Source organism: Streptomyces sp. NPDC002490, assembly GCF_040296045.1.
GTDB lineage: Bacteria > Actinomycetota > Actinomycetes > Streptomycetales > Streptomycetaceae > Streptomyces.
The window spans coordinates 132,791-153,196 of record NZ_JBEOWM010000008.1; the positions used below are offsets into that span (position 1 = coordinate 132,791).

20 protein-coding genes and 1 pseudogene are annotated in these 20,406 nt (G+C 73.8%); 10 read left to right on the forward strand and 11 right to left on the reverse strand.

Annotated elements, in window-relative coordinates:
• Positions 1–71 precede the first annotated feature (71 nt).
• The 3 genes from ABT092_RS07665 (at position 72) to ABT092_RS07675 (ending at position 3,196) form a co-directional block, all read left to right on the forward strand.
• Positions 72–1,613 (forward strand): S1C family serine protease, encoded by a 1,542-nt coding sequence (locus tag ABT092_RS07665; protein ID WP_351240979.1) that lies wholly within the window; start codon positions 72–74, stop codon positions 1,611–1,613.
• A 130-nt stretch (positions 1,614–1,743) separates the two neighbouring features.
• Positions 1,744–2,202 (forward strand): sec-independent translocase, encoded by a 459-nt coding sequence (locus tag ABT092_RS07670; protein WP_351240895.1) that lies wholly within the window; start codon positions 1,744–1,746, stop codon positions 2,200–2,202.
• A gap of 328 nt (positions 2,203–2,530) precedes the next feature.
• Positions 2,531–3,196, forward strand: coding sequence for a hypothetical protein (locus ABT092_RS07675; RefSeq protein ID WP_351240897.1), 666 nt, complete (start codon positions 2,531–2,533; stop codon positions 3,194–3,196).
• A 40-nt stretch (positions 3,197–3,236) separates the two neighbouring features.
• Here ABT092_RS07675 and ABT092_RS07680 read toward each other — a convergent pair whose 3' ends face one another.
• From ABT092_RS07680 to ABT092_RS07690, 3 genes are read right to left on the reverse strand one after another with little or no spacing between them, the layout of a single operon-like run.
• Entirely contained in the window at positions 3,237–4,370 is a 1,134-nt protein-coding gene (locus ABT092_RS07680) for an Mrp/NBP35 family ATP-binding protein (RefSeq protein ID WP_351240899.1), read from the reverse strand.
• A gap of 54 nt (positions 4,371–4,424) precedes the next feature.
• Complete coding sequence (locus tag ABT092_RS07685; protein WP_351240901.1) at positions 4,425–4,982, reverse strand: DUF1003 domain-containing protein; 558 nt, start codon at positions 4,980–4,982, stop codon at positions 4,425–4,427.
• Positions 4,972–6,285: a magnesium transporter MgtE N-terminal domain-containing protein gene (locus tag ABT092_RS07690; protein ID WP_351240903.1), complete on the reverse strand. Its 1,314-nt coding sequence runs from the start codon at positions 6,283–6,285 to the stop codon at positions 4,972–4,974. The genes ABT092_RS07685 and ABT092_RS07690 overlap by 11 nt, the downstream gene beginning before the upstream one ends.
• Positions 6,286–6,498: 213 nt before the next feature.
• Here ABT092_RS07690 and ABT092_RS07695 point away from each other — a divergent pair, with 213 nt between their 5' ends.
• Positions 6,499–7,263 carry a hypothetical protein gene (locus ABT092_RS07695; RefSeq protein ID WP_351240905.1) on the forward strand — a complete coding sequence of 255 codons (765 nt, stop codon included), beginning with the start codon at positions 6,499–6,501 and terminating at the stop codon, positions 7,261–7,263.
• 19 nt (positions 7,264–7,282) lie between these two features.
• On the opposite strand, the gene ABT092_RS07700 is transcribed toward ABT092_RS07695, so the two are convergent.
• Both ABT092_RS07700 and ABT092_RS07705 read right to left on the reverse strand, forming a co-directional pair.
• Positions 7,283–7,792 (reverse strand): hypothetical protein, encoded by a 510-nt coding sequence (locus ABT092_RS07700; RefSeq protein ID WP_351240907.1) that lies wholly within the window; start codon positions 7,790–7,792, stop codon positions 7,283–7,285.
• Between the two features lie 32 nt (positions 7,793–7,824).
• Positions 7,825–8,931 (reverse strand): magnesium and cobalt transport protein CorA, encoded by a 1,107-nt coding sequence (locus ABT092_RS07705; RefSeq protein ID WP_351240909.1) that lies wholly within the window; start codon positions 8,929–8,931, stop codon positions 7,825–7,827.
• A 739-nt stretch (positions 8,932–9,670) separates the two neighbouring features.
• Between ABT092_RS07705 and ABT092_RS07710 the strand changes: the two genes are divergently transcribed.
• The 4 genes from ABT092_RS07710 (at position 9,671) to ABT092_RS07725 (ending at position 12,836) form a co-directional block, all read left to right on the forward strand.
• The gene (locus ABT092_RS07710; RefSeq protein ID WP_351240911.1) at positions 9,671–10,276 is read left to right on the forward strand and encodes a suppressor of fused domain protein; all 606 of its coding nucleotides are present in this window, start codon (positions 9,671–9,673) and stop codon (positions 10,274–10,276) included.
• Between the two features lie 91 nt (positions 10,277–10,367).
• Complete coding sequence (locus ABT092_RS07715) at positions 10,368–11,009, forward strand: DUF6758 family protein (RefSeq protein WP_351240913.1); 642 nt, start codon at positions 10,368–10,370, stop codon at positions 11,007–11,009.
• Between the two features lie 129 nt (positions 11,010–11,138).
• A complete protein-coding gene (locus ABT092_RS07720) occupies positions 11,139–12,017 on the forward strand; it encodes a PHP domain-containing protein (RefSeq protein ID WP_351240915.1) in 879 nt (292 codons plus the stop codon).
• A gap of 213 nt (positions 12,018–12,230) precedes the next feature.
• Complete coding sequence (locus ABT092_RS07725; RefSeq protein WP_351240917.1) at positions 12,231–12,836, forward strand: MarC family protein; 606 nt, start codon at positions 12,231–12,233, stop codon at positions 12,834–12,836.
• Between the two features lie 86 nt (positions 12,837–12,922).
• Here the strand turns inward: ABT092_RS07725 and ABT092_RS31005 are convergent.
• A pseudogene (locus tag ABT092_RS31005) lies at positions 12,923–13,072 on the reverse strand (DUF8834 family protein); the annotation flags it as partial.
• A gap of 290 nt (positions 13,073–13,362) precedes the next feature.
• Here ABT092_RS31005 and ABT092_RS07730 point away from each other — a divergent pair.
• Positions 13,363–14,364, forward strand: a complete 1,002-nt coding sequence (locus ABT092_RS07730; RefSeq protein WP_351240919.1) for an NYN domain-containing protein — start codon at positions 13,363–13,365, stop codon at positions 14,362–14,364.
• Between the two features lie 5 nt (positions 14,365–14,369).
• On the opposite strand, the gene ABT092_RS07735 is transcribed toward ABT092_RS07730, so the two are convergent.
• On the reverse strand, positions 14,370–15,251 hold the full coding sequence (locus ABT092_RS07735) for an alpha/beta fold hydrolase (protein WP_351240921.1): 882 nt from the start codon (positions 15,249–15,251) through the stop codon (positions 14,370–14,372).
• A gap of 124 nt (positions 15,252–15,375) precedes the next feature.
• Entirely contained in the window at positions 15,376–17,334 is a 1,959-nt protein-coding gene (locus ABT092_RS07740) for a DEAD/DEAH box helicase (protein ID WP_502968400.1), read from the reverse strand.
• Positions 17,335–17,918: 584 nt separating this feature from the next.
• Between ABT092_RS07740 and ABT092_RS07745 the strand changes: the two genes are divergently transcribed.
• Positions 17,919–18,656 (forward strand): ferritin-like fold-containing protein, encoded by a 738-nt coding sequence (locus ABT092_RS07745; RefSeq protein ID WP_351240923.1) that lies wholly within the window; start codon positions 17,919–17,921, stop codon positions 18,654–18,656.
• A 19-nt stretch (positions 18,657–18,675) separates the two neighbouring features.
• On the opposite strand, the gene ABT092_RS07750 is transcribed toward ABT092_RS07745, so the two are convergent.
• The 3 genes from ABT092_RS07750 to ABT092_RS07760 form a co-directional block, all read right to left on the reverse strand.
• Entirely contained in the window at positions 18,676–18,942 is a 267-nt protein-coding gene (locus tag ABT092_RS07750) for a hypothetical protein (protein ID WP_351240925.1), read from the reverse strand.
• Positions 18,943–19,113: 171 nt separating this feature from the next.
• Positions 19,114–19,341, reverse strand: coding sequence for a DUF3107 domain-containing protein (locus tag ABT092_RS07755; protein ID WP_351240927.1), 228 nt, complete (start codon positions 19,339–19,341; stop codon positions 19,114–19,116).
• A 203-nt stretch (positions 19,342–19,544) separates the two neighbouring features.
• On the reverse strand, positions 19,545–20,192 hold the full coding sequence (locus tag ABT092_RS07760; RefSeq protein ID WP_351240929.1) for a TetR/AcrR family transcriptional regulator: 648 nt from the start codon (positions 20,190–20,192) through the stop codon (positions 19,545–19,547).
• Positions 20,193–20,406: the final 214 nt, after the last annotated feature.

Below are 20,406 nucleotides of genomic sequence, written 5' to 3' on the forward strand. Positions count from 1 at the left end.
GCCGGGGAGGGCGAGCGTCCAGCGGAGAGCAAGCACCAGCGGTGACCGCCGCGCGGCCGGGTGGGGAGACGATGGACGAGGGCAAGCCGACGGGGTGGAACGGCCCCGCTGCCGAAGGAACCGGCGCGGGTCTACCCCCCGAGCCCCCGGCATCCACCGTGCCGCCCGCCCCCGAGGCGCCCCCGGTCGCTGACGGCCCGGGGCCCGCGCCCGGGCCCGCCGTCCCGGACCCCGCGCAGCCGCCCGGGGCCCACCCCCGCCCGCTGCACGCCCCGGACCCCTACGGCACCCCGCCCTACGGCGAGCCGGGCCCCTGGGCCCCGGCACCCCCCGTCCAACACCCCGCTGCCGCCCCGGCGCAGGGCGTCCCCGCGAGCCCACCGCCCCCGCCCGCCTCCACCGCGCCGACGGGGGCCCCGTACCCCGCCGAGGGCGGCGCCTGGGGGCGCTACGACCCCTGGGCCGCGGCCCCGCTCCAACACGCCGGCGCCCCCGCCCCTGGTGGCCGGCCGCCCGCCCGCCGCGGGCTGTGGGTCGGCGCCCTGGTGCTGGGCCTGGTCGCCGGCGCGATCGGCGGGGTGACCGGGGCGCACCTGGAGGCCCGTCGCACCACCCGGGTCGAACTCCCCCAGGCGGGCCCCGAGCCCACCGACCGCGCCCCGGACAGCGTCGCCGGCATCGCCGCCCGTTCCCTGCCCGGGGTGGTCACCCTGCACGTGCGGGGCGGCTCCGACCAGGGCACCGGGACCGGTTTCGTGCTGGACGGACGCGGCCACATCCTCACCAACAACCACGTGGTCGAACCCGCGGGGGCCGCGGGGGAGATCACGGTGACGTTCAGCGGCGGCGAGGTCGCCGAGGCGGAGGTCATCGGCCGGGACAGCGGCTACGACCTCGCGGTGGTCAAGGTCACCGGGGTCACCGGGCTCAAACCGCTGCCGCTCGGCAACTCCGACAACGTGCAGGTCGGCGATCCGGTGGTGGCCATCGGAGCCCCGTTCGACCTGGCCAACACCGTGACCTCCGGCATCATCAGCGCCAAGGAACGGCCCATCACGGCCGGCGGCGAGAAGGGCGACGGCAGCGACGTCTCCTACGTCGACGCCCTCCAGACCGACGCCCCGATCAACCCGGGCAACTCCGGCGGCCCCCTGATGGACGCCCGGGCCCGGGTCATCGGCATCAACAGCGCGATCCGCTCGGCCGACCGCGCGGCCTCCGAGCGCGGCCAGTCGGGTTCCATCGGCCTCGGCTTCGCCATCCCCATCAACCAGGGCAAACGGGTCGCCGAGGAGTTGATCAACTCCGGGAGGGCCACCCATCCGATCATCGGGGTGACCCTCGACACGGAGTTCACCGGCGACGGCGCCCGGGTCGGCGCCGAGGACGGTGCCGGCGGCTCCGCGGTGCTCCCGGGCGGCCCCGCCGCGAAGGCGGGCGTTCGACCCGGTGACGTGATCACCGAGGTCGACGGCCAGCGGGTGCACTCCGCCGAGGAACTGATCGTCAAGATCCGCGCGCACCGCCCCGGCGACCGGCTCCAACTCACCCTGGAACGCGGCGGCCGGGAGCACCGGGTGGCGCTCGTGCTGGGGGCGTCGGGCGGCGACTGACCGCGGCACCCTTCCGCCCCGCCGGCACGGAACGGGCAGTACCGGACGCACGGGGTGGGCGGGTACCGTGGGAGCGGTCCGGGACCAGGGGGACCGCTGCGGGCCCGAGGACTTCGCAAGGGAGCGCTAGGTGTTCAATGACATAGGTTGGGCCGAGGTCCTGACCATCGTGGTGCTCGGCATGCTCGTCCTGGGCCCCGAAAGGCTGCCGAAGGCGATCCAGGACATCTCGCGGACCATCCGCAAGATCCGCGAGTTCTCCGACAGCGCCAAAGAGGACATCCGTACCGAGTTGGGCCCGGAATTCAAGGACTTCGAGTTCGAGGACCTGAACCCGAAGACCTATCTGCGCAAGCAACTCGGCAATGACGACCTGGGACTCCAGGAGATCCGCAACAGTTTCGACCTCCGCAAGGAAATGGCGGAACTGTCGGATTCGGTGAACGGCTACGGCGACCGGTCCGACCGGCCCGACGTCGACGAGGGCTCCCGGACCACCCCGTCCGGGGCCCCCGGGCGGCCCGATCTGGTGAAGAAGCGGGACCTCACCGCCGGGGAGCGTCCCCCGTACGACATCGACGCGACCTGACGCCGTTCCTGACGCCCGCCCCGGCCCGCCCCGGGGCGGGCGTCGTGCGCCCCGGGCACGGAGCCGGCGCGCTCCCCGTGCTCCCCGAACGCCCCCGGTGCGTCCATCCGCGGCGCCGGGCCGCTGACATGGCCTCGACGTGCCGCCGCTCGCCCGGTCGTGCCCGGTTTGCCCGCCGGTTGGGCGATGGAACCGTGGGTGCGGCCGGCCGGGTGGCTATTCTGCCTAGGGCCTTTCTGGAGGGCCCAGCCGTCGTGCGGGCCGACACCAGGTCGCCCGAGGGGGGCGGGCCGCATCCGGTCCGACGAGTGCGAGGAGGCGTCCGCAGATGGAGACGACGAGTCAGGTGGGTGTGCAGACACCGGCCGGAGCGAGCGTGCGACCGAACGCGTCCGTGCGCCGCACGGTCGACGACTTCCTGATGGCGCCGTTCCCCTGGTACGGCCTCGACGGGGCGTTCACCGGCACCCGTTGGCTGCTCCAGGCCGGGGCCTCCGCCGAGGGCGTGGTGGAGCACGGCTCCATCGGCCACGGCGACCAGCCCGCACTGCGCGCCGCGGACGGCCGGGACGCGGGCGAACGGGACCGGTTCGCCGTCGTGGTGACCGTCGCGGCCAACCCGGTGCGCAAGACCGGCGACGGGACGGGGATCCTGGAGGCCACCTCGGTGTCGTCCGCGGCCTGGCTCGCCGGCTCGGGACTCCTCGCCGTCACCTGGCCCGCGCAGATGGACCACGGCCTGCGGGACGACTGGATGGCGCAGCAGACCGAAACGGCGTGGGTCCTCGCCGACGACCTCGACAGCGAGGACTGGGCCTCGCTGTCGCTGCCGGTCGACGGCGAGCCCACGCCCTTCCACTACCGGGAGTCCCCCTACGGCTGGGTGCTGGCCGGCACCACCCGCCGGGGCGTGCACCTGGGCGCCTACGGGCGCGGCATGAGCGCCTACGGGCTGGGCTTCTCGGCCGTCGAGGGCATCGAGGAGTACGCCTGACGCCCCGCCCGCGCCCGGACCGGGCGCGGGCGGAACCGGCTCAGAACTTGTTGCGGGGCGTGATGCCCAGCGTCATGCCGGCCAGCCCGCGCTGCCGGCCGCCCAGCTTGCCGGCGATGGAGCGCAGTGCGGCACCCGCGGGGGAGTCGGGGTCGGAGAGCACCACCGGCCGGCCGTCGTCGCCGCCCTCGCGGAGCCGGACGTCGATCGGGATGGAGCCCAGCACCGGCACGGTCGCCCCGGTGGTGCGGGTGAGCCCGTCCGCGACGGTCTGCCCGCCGCCGGTGCCGAACACGTCGACCATCTCCCCGCAGTGCGGGCAGGGCAGCCCGGCCATGTTCTCCACCACGCCGGCGATCTTCTGGTGGGTCTGCACGGCGATCGAGCCGGCCCGCTCGGCCACCTCGGCGGCGGCCTGCTGCGGGGTGGTCACCACCAGGATCTCCGCATTGGGCACCAACTGGGCCACCGAGATCGCGATGTCCCCGGTGCCCGGCGGCAGGTCCAGCAGCAGCACGTCCAGGTCGCCCCAGAACACGTCGGCCAGGAACTGCTGGAGGGCCCGGTGCAGCATCGGGCCCCGCCACACCACCGGGGCGTTGCCGGGGGTGAACATCCCGATGGAGATCACCTTCACCCCGTGCGCCGAGGGCGGCATGATCATGTTCTCGACCTGGGTGGGCCGCCCCTCGGCGCCCAGCATCCGCGGGACCGAGTGCCCGTAGATGTCGGCGTCCACCACGCCGACCTTCAGGCCGTCGGCGACCATCGCCGCCGCGAGGTTCACCGTCACGGACGACTTGCCGACCCCGCCCTTGCCGGAGGCGACCGCGTACACCCGGGTCAGCGAGCCCGGCTTGGCGAACGGCACCTCGCGTTCGGCCTGCCCGCCCCGGAGCGCCGCCGCCAGGTCCTTGCGCTGCTCGTCGCTCATCACGTCCAGGTGGACCTCCACCCGGGTGACGCCCTCGACCCGCTGGACGGCCTCGGTCACGTTGGTGGTGATGGTCTCGCGCATCGGGCAGCCGGAGACCGTGAGGTAGACGGTCACGGCGACGGCGCCGTCCGCGCCGATCTCCACCGATTTGACCATCCCCAGTTCGGTGATGGGTCGCTGGATCTCGGGGTCGTTCACCGTCGCCAGTGCCTCGCGCACCGCGTCTTCCGTAGCCATACCGTCGATGGTACGGCGCCCGGACGCGGGCCCGGCAAGACCGTCGGACCGGACCTACGGCTCCGCTCCGTCCCGCCCCGGGAGCCGCCCCTCCCCGGGGCCCGCGGCCCGGGGCCGGCGCTCGTCCAGCTCCCTCAGCAGCCCCTCCAGCTCGGAACGCATCCAGTCCCGGGTGGCGACCTCGCCGAGGCCGGTGCGCAGCGCCGCCACCTCCCGGCTCAGGTACTCGGTGTCGGCGATCGAGCGTTCGTTCTGCTTGCGGTCCTGCTCCAGGTTGACCCGGTCCCGGTCGTCCTGCCGGTTCTGCGCCAGCAGGATCAGCGGGGCCGCGTACGACGCCTGGAGCGACAGCGCCAGGGTCAGGAAGATGAACGGGTACTCGTCGAAGCGCAGCCCGGCCGGCGCCCAGATGTTCCACACCACCCAGCACAGGATGGTGAACGACATCCAGACGATGAACCGCCCGGTGCCCAGGAACCGGGCGATCCGCTCGGTCAGCCGGCCGAACGCGTCCGGGTCGTACTCGGGCCACAGCCGTCTGCGCGGCGCCAACGGCTGGTCCAGCCGCACCCGCGGCCGGGCCTGCTCCCGGTGCTCCCGCTCACTCGCCATGGCCGCGCGCCCCCTCGTCGTCCGCCCCGGGGCCCGGGGCCAGCTCGTGGAACTCCTGCTCGCGCCAGTCCTCGGGCAGCAGGTGGTCCAGCACGTCGTCCACGGTCACCGCGCCCAGCAGCGAGCCGTCGTCGTCCACCACCGGCGCGGCCACCATGTCGTAGGTGGCGAAGAACCCGGCGACCACCGGCAGCGAGTCCTGCGGGGAGAGCGCCTGGAGGTCGTCGTCGAGGATCGAGCTGACCAGCGTGTACGGGGGGTCCCGCAGCAGCCGCTGGAAGTGCACGGTCCCCAGGTACTTGCCGGTCGGCGTCTCGTCGGGCGGGCGGCACACGTACACCTGGGCGGCCAGCGCCGGCGAGAGGTCGGGGTTGCGCACCCGGGCCAGGGCGTCGGCGACCGTCGCGTCCGGCCGCAGCACCACCGGCTCGGTCGTCATCAACCCGCCCGCCGTGCGCTCCTCGTACGCCATCAGCCGCCGCATGTCCGCCGCGTCCCCCGGCTGCATCAGGCTCAGCAGCCGCTCCTGGTCCGACTCGGGCAGCTCGGCGAGCAGGTCGGCCGCGTCGTCCGGGTCCATCGCCTCCAGCACGTCCGCGGCCCGCTCCTCCTGGAGCTTGCCGAGGATCTCGATCTGGTCGTCCTCCGGCAACTCCTCCAGGACGTCCGCCAACCGGTCGTCGTCGAGGGCCGCGGCCACCTCGGCACGCCGCTTGGGCGACAGGTGGTGCAGCACGTTCGCCAGGTCGGCCGGGCGCAACTGCTCGAAGGTGGCGAGCAGCGTCTCCGCGCCCTGACCCTGCTCGTCCAGCGAGAAGCCGGTGACGGCGTCCCAGCCGACGGTCAGCGTCTCGCCCTTGCTCCGCCGGAAGCCCGCCGTGCGGTGCGGGGCGCCCCGCCGCACGAAGACCCGGTCCACCTCCCAGTCCCGACGGGTCGGCAACTGCCGCACCGACAGGTCGAGCACGGTGACCTCCTCGCCGGTCTCCACCAGCCGCACCCGCCGGTCCAGCAGCTCCCCGAACACCAGCCGCTCGGTCGGCCGCTGCTCGAAGCGCCGGACGTTCAGCACCCCGGTGGTGAGCACCTGGCCGGCCTGGATGCCGGTCACCCGGGTCATCGGCAGGAAGATCCGGCGCCGCGAGGTCAGCTCCACCACCAACCCCAGCAGCCGGGGCGGCCGGTGCGCCACCCGCACCATCGCGACCAGGTCCCGCACCCGGCCCACGTGGTCCCCACCGGGGTCGAAGACCGTGACGCCCGACAGGTGCGAGACGAAGATCCGGCGGGCGCCCGCTGCCATGACCGTGCCTCCCGGGTGAACGCGTGCCGCCGTGTCGAAGCGGCCCTTCTTGCTGTTTGTCCGGTAATTCGTGCTTCAGGCTAGCCCGTCCGGGTAGGCGCCGCCCGTCCACACGGCCGGTGAGGCTGGGTCCGGAGTGCGTGCACGACACCGGTACGCTGCGGTCCACCGCCCCTCATTGCGGCGGCCCCCGTACGAGAGGCAGCCCCGTCTGTGTCAGCGGTTCCCCTGCGCCGGGGTCGGCGCGCGGTGATGATGAGCGCGGCGAGCGCCGGCCTGGCGGCCGTCCTCGCCGGCCTCACGGGGTGCAGCAGCAGCGACCCGGTGGACCCCGACAAGGGCACCAACGGCGTCGGCAAGCTGACGCCCGCCGAGATCCAGAGCCGGACCCGGGCCGCCGCCGGGGCCGCGACCTCGGTGCGCCTGTCGGGCACCATCCTGGTCAAGGACGAGAGCTACCGCCTGGACATGCGGCTCTCCGAACGGGGCGGCACCGGCTCGGTGCGCTCCAAGGACAGCACCTTCCGCCTGCTCAAGGTGGAGGACCAGCTCTACCTGAAGGCCGACTCCTCGTTCTGGACCCACGAGGGGGACGGCGCCGGCCCCGCCGACCGGGCCGCCGCCGAGAAGCTGGACGGCAAGTACGTCAAGGTGCCCGACGACGACCCGACCTACCAACGGCTGAGCGGCTTCGCCGCGATGGACGTGCTGTTGGACGGGCTGGTCACCCTGCACGGCACCCTGGAGAAGGGCGAACGGGGCAGCACCGGCGGCACCAAGAGCATCCGGCTCACCGGGGACAAGGGCGCCGGCGGCACCCTCGACGTCTCACTGGAGGGCCGCCCCTTCCCGCTGCGCCTGGTGCGCGGCGGGAAGGCGGGCACCCTCAGCCTCACCGACTGGAACGCGGAGTTCCCGCTCCGGAAGCCCGAGCCGTCCGAAGTCGTCGACTACGGGCGGGGCCTGCCGGTCACCTGACGGGACCTCGGGGCGCCGCTCAGCGCCCGCGCCGGCCGAACAACAGCCGGGGCAGCCCCGCCGGCACCGGCCGACGGGTGGTCACCGGGCTCGCCGGCGGGGCCGCGGCCAGCGAACCGGTCGGCACCCGGGGGTCCACCGCGCCGGGCTCCAGGCGCACCACCCGGCACTCCCGCGCCCACCGCTCGGGCGCCGCCTCGCCGTCCGGCGCGTTCAGCCGCTTGCCCTTCAACGCGGCGACCGCGGCCGTCCACTCCTCGCCCCCGGGGCGCAGCTCCACCACGCGGGCGGACCAGGCGACCAGCCGCCCGCCCTTGTCCTTGCTGCGCACGGTGACGGTCACGGCGCCCCCGTCGACCAACCCCGGCAGCGGCTGCTCACCGGGTCCGTCGCCCAGCAGGTGCACGGCGCCCTCGTGCCACACGTGCCACAGCGGGCGGTCCGGGCCGGTGGCGCCCCGCACCCAGACCAGGCCGGACTTCTTCGCGCTCTCCTCGACGAGGGCCCGGTCCAGCGGTGATTGCGTCATGGGCCCAGGGTAGGCGGCACCCGCCCGCCGGGTCACAGCCAGCCGTTGCGCTTCAGGGTGCGGTGGATGGCGAAGCAGATCACGACCGTCACCCCGAGCACCATCGGATAGCCGTACTGCCAGCGCAATTCGGGCATGTGGTCGAAGTTCATGCCGTACACCCCGCACACCATCGTCGGCACGGCGATGATCGCCGCCCAGGAGGTGATCTTCCGCATGTCCTCGTTCTGCGCGACCGAGGCCTGCGCCAGGTTGGCCTGGAGGATCGAGTTCAACAGCTCGTCGAAACCGAGGACCTGCTCCTGGACCTGGGCCAGGTGGTCGGCCACGTCCCGGAAGTACTTCTGGATGTCCGGGTCGACGAGCCGCATCGGCCGCTCGCTCAGCAACTGCATCGGCCGCACCAGCGGGGCCACCGCCCGCTTGAACTCCAGCACCTCCCGCTTGAGCTGGTAGATCCGCCCGGCGTCCACGCCGCGGGCGGTCCCGCTCCGGCCCGGCGTGAACACCTCCGTCTCCACCTCGTCCACGTCGTCCTGCACCGCTTCGGCGACCGCGAGGTAGCCGTCCACCACGTGGTCGGCGATGCCGTGCAGCACCGCCGAGGGGCCCTTGGCGAGCAACTTCGGTTCGCTCTGGAGGCGGCTGCGCAGCGCCCGCAGCGAGCCCTGCCCGCCGTGCCGCACGGTGATGGCGAAGTCGGGGCCGGTGAAGCACATGACCTCACCGGTCTCCACGATCGCGCTGGTCGAGGTGAGTTCGTCGTGCTCCAGGTAGTGCACGGTCTTGAAGACCATGAAGAGGGTGTCGTCGTACCGCTCCAGCTTGGGCCGCTGGTGGGCGTGGACCGCGTCCTCGACGGCGAGCGGGTGCAGCCCGAACTCGGCCGCGATCACCGCGAACTCGGCTTCGGTCGGCTCGTGCAGGCCGATCCACGCGAAGCCGCCGTCCCGGCGCACCTGGAGCATCGCCCCGTGCGGGGTGAGGCACTCCGCCGAGTCGACGCGGCGCCCGTCGCGGTAGACGGCGCAGTCCACGATGGCGGAGGGCGTCGCGGGGTCCCGGGTGGTGTCGTAGGCGGTGTCGTCCTTGCGGTGGGCGGGCCGTACGGCGGCACGCAGATCACGGATCATCGACATGGGAAGGCTCCTTCGCACCGTGGCCGCGGGCGACGGGTGGAACTGCCCGGAATGGGGACGTCTCGATCCGGGAGGCTCCGCCGGCTCGTCTGACCGGCGGACGCTCGATGTCGGGCACGTCCACAAAGCGGGGAGCACCGCACCGTCGCGGGGCGGCTTCTTCGCTGGTCGCTACTGCTTCACAACTGCGGGTACTGCGGGGGCGCCGGCGAACGGGGTCACCGGCGCGGTCGTGCGGACACCGGGCCGAGCAGGCGGACGCGGACGGTCGGACCGTACGGGCCGGTGGGAACGGCGGCTCTTCCGGCACGCGATCGAGTGCCCGAGCGGGCGGGCCGGACGGTCGGGTCCGGGAACGCGGAAGGGGCCGGGAACCGGACGGCCCGTCGAGAGGGGACCGGACCGGCGGGAACCGCGAAGCTACCGACAGCGGCGGGAAGAGCGGGTCGTACTGCACGGTCGACTTCGATCCATGACAACCCCACCTCCTCCGGCCGGTCCCCCGTGAGGGATGTCCAAGGCGTCGGGGGCACGAGCGCGACGCCGATGCGTGCGGCTGGGAAGACCACCCCGAACAGCGGCCAAGACTAGCAGCCGGTTGACGTGTCAAGGGCCCTCGCCCGCCGTTCGCTACGCACCCCTGACACCCCGCCCGGGGCGCCCGCACCGGCCCGCGCCCCCGTGACGTGCGGATTCTGACGGTCCCTCACCGCGGGGCGACGCGCCTATGCTCACCGGCATGCCAGATGTTCTCGCGCTCGTCGACGCCCGTTTGCGCACGGTTCTCGGCGAACCGGACGCCCGGGCCGCGGTCACCTTCCTCGGCACCGACCGCATCGAGGTCCTCCGCTTCGCGGCCTCCGAGGCCGCCGACCCCGGCGCGCGGTACGTGCGGTACGCGACCCTCGGCATGTCCGCCCGGCCGATGACCGACCCGACCGCGGTGCTCGCCGACCCCGACCGCGGTCCCCGCGCCGAACTCGTCCTCACCGTGCGCGGCCAACGCGCCGACACCGACCGGGTGCTGCGCCCGCTGGCCGTGCTGGCCGCCAGCCCCCAGGTCGAGGGCGTGGTGGTGGCCCCGGGCGCCTCGCTGGACACCGGCGCCCCGCTCTGGCCGGGAGCCCCCTTCACCTCCGTCCTGGTGGCCGAACCCGGGGGGCTGGTCCCCGATCTGGAGCTCGACCCGCCGAGGGACCCGGTCGTCTTCCTGCCGCTGCTGCCGATGACCCCGAACGAGGCCGCGTGGAAGCGGGTGCACGGTGCGGGCGCCCTGCACGAACGCTGGCTGGCGCACGGCACCGACCTGCGGGATCCGTGGCGCGCGGGCGTTCCGCTGGACTGATCGCACCGCCCCGCCGGGCCCCCGCGCAGTCGGGTGATCATCCTTTGATCTTCCTTGACTCGCGGGCGGCCAAGGGGGACCGTTGGGCGGTATGAGGGGCGAACCCACTTGCCCGAAGTGCGGCGGCCGGGTCAGGGCTCCCGGACTCTTCGCCGATGCCTGGCAGTGCGCCGTGCACGGCGCGGTGCAGCCGTTCCAGCCCGTGATCCCGCCCAGTGTGGAAGCCCTCGGCGTGGTCGTGGACCGCGCCCGGGTCCCCGTCTGGATGCCGTGGCCGCTCCCGGTCGGTTGGCTGTTCACCGGAGTGGGCCACGCCGGCGACGACCGCGGCGGCGGCCGGGCCACCGTGGTGGCCTGCTCGGGCCCCGGACCGCTCGGCGGCATGGGGGAGTTGCTGCTCGTCGCCGAGGAGTTGGGCATCGGGCTCGGCGCCCGCTACGCCGGAGTGGACGGCCCCGACCCCGGTCCGCACATCAGCGTGGAGAAGCCCCCCGAGGCCAAGGTCCTGGCGTCCGGCCGGCCCACCCCGCTGTGGCACGTCCCGGGCGCGCCGCCGGACCGCGCGGTCTTCGCCGGGGAGGCCCGCGGACTGTGGCTGTGGGCGGTGGTCTGGCCGGAACAGTCCGGACTGCTGATGTACGAGGAACTGGTGCTGACCGACCTGCGGGACGCCGGCGCCGAGGTGGACCTGTTGCCGTGCGGGGCGCTCTCCCCGCGGCTGCTGTCGCGCTGAGCGGGCTCCCCCGGGCGTGTGGCCAGGGCGACAGTCCCGGGACGGCGCAGGGGGGTCGCGGACGGTTATCCTTGGGTGTCCGCGTGTCCTGCGTTCCCCGGGAACGGCCGAGTCGGTTGGGAGTCCGTCGTGCGCATCGACCTGCACACCCACTCCACCGCCTCCGACGGCACCGACACCCCCGCCGAGCTGGTCCGCAGGGCCGCCGCGGGCGGACTCGACGTCATCGCGCTCACCGACCACGACACCACCCGCGGCCACGCCGAGGCGGTCGCCGCCCTGGCGGAGGTCGAGGGGCTGACCCTGGTCCCCGGCGCCGAACTCTCCTGCCGGCTCGACGGCATCGGCCTGCACATGCTGGCCTACCTGTTCGACCCGGCCGAGCCCGAGCTGCTGGCCCAACGCGAACTGGTCCGCGACGACCGGGTGCCCCGCGCCCGCGGCATGGTGACCCGGCTCCAGGAACTCGGGGTGCCGGTGACCTGGGAACAGGTCGCCCGGATCGCGGGCGACGGCTCGGTGGGCCGGCCGCACATCGCGGAGGCGCTGGTCGAACTGGGAGTGGTGGCCTCGGTGTCCGAGGCGTTCGTCCCCCAGTGGATCGGCGACGGCGCCCGCGCCTACGTCGCCAAGCACGAACTCGACCCCTTCGAGGCGGTCCGCCTGGTCAAGGCCGCCGGCGGGGTCACCGTCTTCGCACACCCCGGTGCGGCACGGCGCGGGGCGATCGTCTCCGACGAGGTGATCGCCTCCCTCGCCGCCGCCGGCCTCGACGGCATCGAGGTCGACCACATGGACCACGAGCCCGCCACCCGGGCCCGGCTGCGCGGACTCGCCGCCGAACTCGGGCTGCTGGTCACCGGCTCCAGTGACTACCACGGCACCCGCAAGACCTGTGTGCTCGGGGAGTTCACCACGGACCCCGAGATCTACGGGGAGATCACCCGGCGCGCGACCGGCGCCTTCCCGGTGCCCGGCGCCGGGGGAGCCCCCCGCACCGTCGGCTGACACCGGTCCCGAGGACCGATGCGCCCGTAGCGCTCTCCGCCGTCCCGACCGTCCTTCCCCCCGCGCCGTCGTGCGCCGGGACGACCCGGTCCGGTGCGCCTGCGCTCCCCCCGCACTGCTCCACCCCCGCTCACGCGCCCACCCCCAGGGCGCGCGTACCGCTCCGAGCGCCGCCCGAGTGCGCCCGCTCCCTTCCGCAAGGCACTACGTACCGTGTTCGACCTCGCTGTGTTCGGATCCCTGTTCCTGACCCTCTTCGTGATCATGGATCCGCCGGGGATCACCCCGATCTTCCTCGCGCTCACCGCCGGACGCCCCGCCCGCGTCCAGAAGCGGATGGCCTTCCAGGCCGTCTGCGTGGCCCTCGGCGTGATCGTCCTGTTCGGACTGCTCGGCCACGAGATCCTCACCTATCTGCACATCTCCGTACCCGCGCTGATGATCGCGGGCGGACTGCTGCTCCTGCTGATCGCCCTGGACCTGCTCACCGGCAAGACCGACGAACCGAAGCAGACCAAGGACGTCAACGTCGCCCTCGTCCCGCTCGGGATGCCGCTGCTCGCCGGGCCCGGCGCCATCGTCTCGGTGATCCTCGCCGTGCAGAAGGCCGACACCGTGGGCGCCCAGGTGTCGGTGTGGACGGCGATCCTCGCCATCCACGCGGTGCTCTGGGTCGCCATGCGCTATTCGCTGCTGGTCATCCGGGTCATCAAGGACGGCGGCGTGGTCCTGGTGACCCGACTCGCGGGCATGCTGCTGTCCGCCATCGCGGTGCAACAGATCATCAACGGCGTCACCCAGGTCGTCCAGGGAGCCTGACGCCCCCCGCACCGCCCGAGGGGCCCGGTACGACGTCCGCCGGACGTCGGGCCCGGGGCCCCCGGGGGGGGGGGGCACCCCCCCCCCGAGGCGGACGGCTCGGCCGGGCGGATGTACAGGCGCTGCCCCACGGCTGCGGCCTGCTGCACGATCCGGTTGACGGAGGCGGCGTCCACGACGGTCGAGTCCTCGGCGGTGCCGTCGACGTCGTTCAGGCGCATGATCTCGAAGCGCATGGCTTCTCCCTTCGTCTGCGTGATCCTCCCCCGAGGGGGAGAACTGGTCTGCGGACCGGACAACCCATGATCCCCGCCGTTCGGCGACGGTGCCAGGCGAGCCGGTCCACCAAGAGGGCGACGCACGGTCCCGGCCCGTTTGAGCAGGGGGAACCGGCCGTGCGGTCACGAAGGGTCCAACACCCTGCGGGCCGGATTCATTCCCTACACTAAAGAAAATTTTCGATGGGCTAATGACCTGGTCGGAGGCGGCTTGTGTCCGCTCCGCGACCGCCCCGAGAATGAAGACGATGAGCAAGGAACAACCGGGCGCGCCCCGGCCAGCACCGCACGGCACGGAGCACGGATCCCCCGAGGCACGGAACGCGGACCCCCGCGCGAAGGGAGGCGCGGACGAGGAATCTGCGCTCGCCGTCGTGCTGGCCCGGCTCGACCACACCAACGACCTGCTGCGCCGCATGGTCGCCGAGGTCGCGAAGACCCCCGCCACGCACGCGATCTTCGTGGACGCCGGCTACGTCTACGCGGCCGCGGGCCGCCTGGTCGCGGGCACCGAGGACAGACGGGCCTTCGACCTCGACGCCGAGGGACTGATCGAAGCGCTCATCGACCGGGCCCGCACCATCTTCGCGGACAGCCGGCTCCTGCGCGTGTACTGGTACGACGGCGCCCGACGACGCATCCACACCACCGAGCAGCAGTCCATCGCCGAACTCCCCGACGTCAAGGTCAGGCTCGGCAACCTCAACGCCAACAACCAGCAGAAGGGCGTCGACTCCCTGATCCGCAGCGACCTGGAGTCCCTCGCCCGGCACCGCGCGATCAGCGACGCGGCCCTGATCGGCGGGGACGAGGACCTCGTCTCGGCGGTGGAGGCCGCCCAGGGGTACGGGGCCCGGGTGCACCTGTGGGGCGTCGAGGCACCCGAGGGACGCAACCAGGCCGAACCACTGTTGTGGGAGGTGGACAGCCAACGCGTCTTCGACCTGGAGTTCTTCAAACCGTACGTCTCCCGGCGGACCGTCGTCCCGCACGACCAGCCGAACGTCCCGCGCCCCACCCGGGAGCAGATGCGGTTCGCGGGGGCGCAGATCGCCGCCCAGTGGCTCCCCGCCCGGGGCCGGGACGCCCTGGCCGAACTGCTGCCCGGCCACCCCTACCTACCGGGCTCGGTGGACCAGGACCTGCTGGTGGAGGCCGAGCGACTGTTGCAGTACTCCCTGCGCGGCCAGTCGGACCTGCGGCGCAGCCTGCGCGAGGGGTTCTGGGAGCACCTGCGCACCCTGTACTGAGGCCGTCAGCCGGGGACGGCGTCCCAGAAGTCGGCGAGGGCGGCGGCCGTGGGCCCGGGGCGCTCCACGTTGGGGGAGTGCTCGGCCCCCGCGACGACCGTGCGCCGTGCGCCCATCCGGACCGCCATGTCGTCCATGAGCGGCACCGGCCAGGTGTCGTCCCGCTCGCCGGACAGCACGTGCCGGGGCAGTTCCAGCGCCGCCAACTCGGCGACCCGGTCCGGCTCGACGCACAACTGCCGACCGGCGGCGACGATCTGCGCGGGGCTGGTGCGCAGCCAACGGGTCCGCAGCGCCGCGGCCCGGGCGCCGTCCTCGGCCGTGGCGGGGCCGGCGTCCTCGGGGGGCGGGGCCTCCATGGACTGCATCGCCTCCCACACCCGTGCCATGTCCAGGGAGCCGAGGGCCTCCCGCAGCAGCGCCACCCGCTGCTGCTGGGGCGCGGATATCCCGGCGGGGCCGGACGCCATCAGGGTCAGCGAGGCGAACGCTCCGGGGGCGGCCAGCACTGCGGCCCGGGCGACGAGCCCGCCGAAGGAGTGCCCCAGCAGATGGAGCGGCCCGGCCCCTGAGAGGGCTTCCCGTTGGGCCAGTACATCGCGGATCAACTCCCCTTGGGCGTAGGGGGATTCGTCGTTCCGCGGCCCGTCCGTCTGGTACTGCCCGCGGCCGTCCACGGCGACGGTGCGGTAGCCGCGGGCGGCCAGCGGCAGCATCAGGTCGAGGAAGTCCTCCTTGCTGCCCATGTACCCGGGCAGCAGCAACGCCGTGCCGCGCGGCCGCCCGTCGGCGCCCTCCGCGTCGAGGACGGCGAAGTCGCCGCGGGAGGTGGCGAGCACCCGGGGGAGCACTCCGGCGGGCGGCGAGAACGACGAGGGCCTGCTCATACCCCGAAGGCTAACCGCCACGGGGAGCGACCGCCCCGCCACCCGGTCGGGGCCGGACGCACCGGTGGCCGGAACCGGGCGAGGGCCCGGTTCCGGCCACCGACGTGTGCCGTGCGCCTCGGACTCAGCCCTCGGGGGCCTCGGCCACCTTGCGGGTACGGCGCCGGCGCGGCTTCGCCTCCGGGTCCGCGGCCTCGTTGGCAGCGGGCTCGGCGACCGGCGCCGCGGCCTTCTTGGCCCGGGTGCGCCGGGGCGCCGCCGGGGCGCTTTCGGTGCTCTCGGCGGCCGGGGCGTCGGTACTCACGGCAGGGGCCTCGGCGGCCTTCTTGGCGCGGGTGCGGCGACGGGGAGCCGCGGCCGGCTCGGTCGCCTCCCCGTCCGTCCCGGTGTCCTGGGCGGGCACCACGGCGGCCTTCTTCCGGGTCCGACGGCGGGGAGCGGCCTCCGGCTCGACGACCGCGACCGCGTCCGCCACCGGAGCCTCGACCACGGTCGCTGCCGCCTCGGGGGCCTCGGCCGCCTTGCGGGTGCGACGACGCCGGGGCTTCGCCGGGGCGTCGGCCTCCACGGCGGGGGCCTCCACGGCGGGGGCCTCCACGGCGGGGGCCTCGACGGCCGGTGCTTCGGTCACCGCCGGGAGGGCGGTCGCCTCGGGCGCACCGGCCTGACCGGCGCCGCCGGCGCGGGTCCGACGACGGCGGCGGAGCGCCCGCGGCGCCTCCTCGCCGGCCTCGGTGCCCACCGGCGCGACCGGCTGCTCGACGGACCCGTCGGCCTCGGCCCCCAGCGCGGCGCCGCCCCGGGTGCGCCGGCGACTGCGGGGGGTGCGTGCGGGCCGCTCGCGCTCCGGCGCGGGAGCGCCCCGACCGCCCCGGCCGCGCGGACCCCGACCGGTCTCGCCGAGGTCCTCGACCTCTTCGGCGGCGAGCCCGGCGCGGGTGCGCTCCGAACGCGGCAGGATGCCCTTGGTGCCCTCCGGGATGCGCAGCTCGGAGAAGAGGTGCGGGGAGGTGGAGTAGGTCTCCGGCGGGTCGTTGAACGGCAGGTCCAACGCCTTGTTGATCAGCTGCCAGCGCGGGATGTCGTCCCAGTCGACCAGGGTGATCGCCGTACCGGAGGCACCGGCGCGACCGGTGCGGCCGATGCGGTGCAGATACGTCTTCTCGTCCTCGGGGGACTGGTAGTTGATCACGTGGGTGACGTTCTCGACGTCGATGCCGCGCGCGGCCACGTCCGTGCAGACCAGCACGTCGACCTTGCCGTTGCGGAAGGCGCGCAGCGCCTGCTCGCGCGCTCCCTGGCCCAGGTCGCCGTGGACGGCGCCGGAGGCGAAGCCGCGGCGCTGGAGCTGCTCGGCGATGTCGGCTGCGGTGCGCTTGGTGCGGCAGAAGACCATCGCCAGCGCCCGGCCCTCGGCCTGAAGGATGCGCGCGACCATCTCCGGCTTGTCCATGGAGTGCGCCCGGTACACGTGCTGCGAGATGTTCGCGACGGTGGCGCCCTCGTCGTCGGGGGCGGTGGCGCGGATGTGCGTCGGCTGCGACATGTAGCGGCGCGCGAGGCCGATCACGGCACCCGGCATCGTCGCGGAGAACAACATCGTCTGGCGCTTCGCCGGAAGCATGTTGATGATCTTCTCGACGTCCGGCAGGAAGCCCAGGTCCAGCATCTCGTCCGCCTCGTCCAGGACGAGACAGCGGATGTGCTTCAGGTCGAGCTTCTTCTGGCCGGCCAGGTCGAGCAGCCGTCCGGGCGTGCCGACGACCACGTCGACGCCCTTCTGCAGGGCCTCGACCTGCGGCTCGTAGGCCCGGCCGCCGTAGATCGCGAGGACCCGCACGTTGCGGACCTTGCCCGCGGTCAGCAGGTCGTTGGTGACCTGCTGGCACAGTTCGCGGGTGGGGACGACGATGAGCGCCTGCGGGGCGTCGGTGAGCTGCTCGGGAGCGGCCCGACCGGCCTCCACGTCGGCGGGGACGGTGACCCGCTCCAGCAGCGGCAGGCCGAAGCCCAACGTCTTGCCGGTGCCGGTCTTGGCCTGGCCGATCACGTCCGTGCCGGAGAGGGCGACGGGGAGGGTCATCTCCTGGATCGGGAACGGGGTGACGATGCCGACGGCTTCCAGCGACTCGGCCGTCTCGGGCAGGATGCCGAGCTCTCGGAACGTCGTGGGCTGTGTGTGCGTAGTCAGGGTGGTGCCTCTTCTGTGAGAGGCGGTACCGAGTGAGCGCTGGGGGTCGTGACCGTGCCGGTGTACCCCCGGCCGCCTTCGCGGGCCGGATGGCGCGGGACCACAGCCGGCGCTCGGAACTCTCGTACCGCTTGAGGGCCCCTCCCACTGCGGTGCGCGCGGTGGCGCACCCTCCGGGAGGGCTGTCTGGTCGGAGCCGATCGGGCCAGCGACCGGGCATCCTCATTCCTGTGCCCGTCGGGTTCACCGGCCCCACCCGGGCCCGGTCACCGTGTGGGTGACCCCCGGGGGTACGTCGGCGCGCTCGGCGGGCGCATTACCACCATACCGCGGAATCGTGCGGGTGCGATGGCCGAATTCATCACCCCGTGGTCCGCAACCGGTCGCGCGGCCGCCCGCAGGTCACCGCCGGGAGCGGCGCGGCGGTCGGTGACCAGGGCCTTCCCGCGGTCGCCGCGGGGACTATTGTGCGCTTCATGACGACGCCTGACCACGCCGCTGACACGCCCGCCGAACCCACCGGGGTCGCCGCCCAGGACTGGGACCGGGCCTCCGCGGACCCCCAGTACCGGGCCGCGGTCGTCGACCTGCTGGGCGCGCTCGCCTACGGCGAGCTGGCGGCGTTCGAACGGCTCGCGGAGGACGCCAAGCTCGCCCCGACCCTCGCCGACAAGGCGGCCCTCGCCAAGATGGCGTCCGCGGAGTTCACCCACTTCGAGCGGTTGCGGGACCGGCTCGCGGCGATCGGCGCCGAGCCCACCGAGGCGATGGACCCGTTCGTCGCCGCGCTCGACGGCTTCCACCGCCAGACCGCCCCGTCCGACTGGCTGGAAGGGCTGGTCAAGGCGTACGTCGGCGACTCCATCGCGAGCGACTTCTACCGGGAGGTCGCCGTCCGGCTTGACTCCGACACCCGGGCCCTGGTCCTCGCGGTGCTCGACGACACCGGCCACGGCGGGTTCGCCGTGGAGAAGGTGCGGGCGGCGATCGACGCCGACCCCCGGGTCGGCGGACGGCTCGCCCTGTGGGCCCGGCGGCTGATGGGCGAAGCGCTCTCCCAGTCCCAGCGGGTGGTCGCCGAACGCGACGCCCTGTCGACGATGCTGGTGGGCGGTGTCGCGGACGGCTTCGACCTCGCCGAGGTCGGACGGATGTTCTCCCGGATCACCGAGGCCCACACCAAGCGGATGGCCGCACTGGGCCTCGCCGCCTGAGCCGCTCCGGGCGCGGCCCTCAGACCGGGGCCGACCGGCGCACCTGGTGGGGTCGGCGCAGCAGGAGGGACAACAGGGCCGCGGCCAGCGCCCCGGCACCCACCAGGGTGGTGGCGGCCCCCGGGTCCCCCAGCGCGGTGCGCGTCACGAAGACGCCGAGCAGACTGCCCACCACCCCCGTCACCACCACCAGACGGGCCGCCGGCAGCCGCTCCGCCCGCAGTCGCAGCACGGCCAGTGCGAGACCCAGTCCGATCACCGCGGCGCCCGCCGTCATCCACACCATCGAGGCCCCTCCCGCACGTCCACCGCGTCCGTCACGCGTGCACCCGGTCTACCCCCCTCGACCTGCGCGCAACCCTGTGCGCCCCCCGGCACGGACCCCCAACGTGCGAAGGCGGTGCGGCCCGGGAGACGTCCCGGACCACACCGCCTCCGCACCCGGTGCGGCAGTCGCCTACAGGGCGCTGAAGCCCACCTTGCGCTGCGTCGGCTCGCCGATCTCCACGTACGCGAGCCGGTCCGCCGGCACGAGCACCTTGCGGCCGTGGTCGTCCACGAGGCTCAGCAGTCGCGCCTTGCCGGACAGCGCCTCGGCCACCGCGGTCTCGACCTCCTCGGCGGTCTGGCCGCTCTCCAGAACGATCTCGCGGGGCGCGTGCTGCACGCCGATCTTGACCTCCACGGCCTGTCCCTCCGACGGTCATTGAAGTGCGCGACCCTCCGCGCCGTACCTGGCACACCCTAGCCCGGTGCAGCCAGGGGCAAGCCACGACGTCGGCACGCCGGTAGCGAACAGCGGACGGGAACATCCGAGCGGGCCGCCGGTGTTCCCGGCGCCCCCACCGGGCCGCGACCGCCCCGCGACCACGCGGTGGGGAGAGGGGATCAGGACGCCGCCGCCTCCGTGCCGTGGAGCGGGAAGCCCGCGATGCCGCGCCAGGCCAGGGAAGTGATCAACTGCACCGCCGCGTCCCGCGGGATCTCGCTCCCGCTGGCCAGCCAGTAGCGGGCCACCACCTGCGAGACGCCGCCGAGCCCCACCGCGAGGAGCATCGACTCCTCCTTGGACAACCCGGTGTCCTCGGAGATCACCTCGGAGATGGCCTCCGCGCACTGGAGGCTGACCCGCTCCACCCGTTCCCGCACGGCCGGCTCGTTGGTCAGGTCCGACTCGAAGACCAGCCGGAACGCACCGCCCTCGTCCTCCACGTAACCGAAGTAGGCGTCCATCGTGGCCGCCACCCGCTGCTTGTTCTCCGAGGTCGAGGCGAGCGCCCCGCGCACGGCGTGCAACAACGCCTCGCAGTGCTGGTCCAGGAGGGCCAGGTACAGCTCGAGCTTGCCCGGGAAGTGCTGGTACAGCACCGGCTTGCTGACACCCGCGCGCTCGGCGATGTCGTCCATCGCGGCGGCGTGGTACCCCTGGGCGACGAACACCTCCTGCGCGGCACCCAGCAGCTGGTTCCGCCGGGCCCGCCGCGGCAGGCGGGTGCCCCGCGGGCGGGCCGCGTCTGTCTGCTCGATGGCTGTCACGCCGCCTCCCAAGATCGATCATGTGCGGTGTGCGCCGCGGCGCCCATCGTACTTTCGGGTAACCCCGGACCGCGCGGCGCGGACGCAGGATTTCACGTACCGGACGGGGCACGGAACGTCCCGGACGCAAGGGGGAACCGTACACAGGCCCGCTGCCGCGCGGGGCACGCTCGGGTACGCCGGGCACCCGCCGACCCGGTCGCGGCGGACCCGC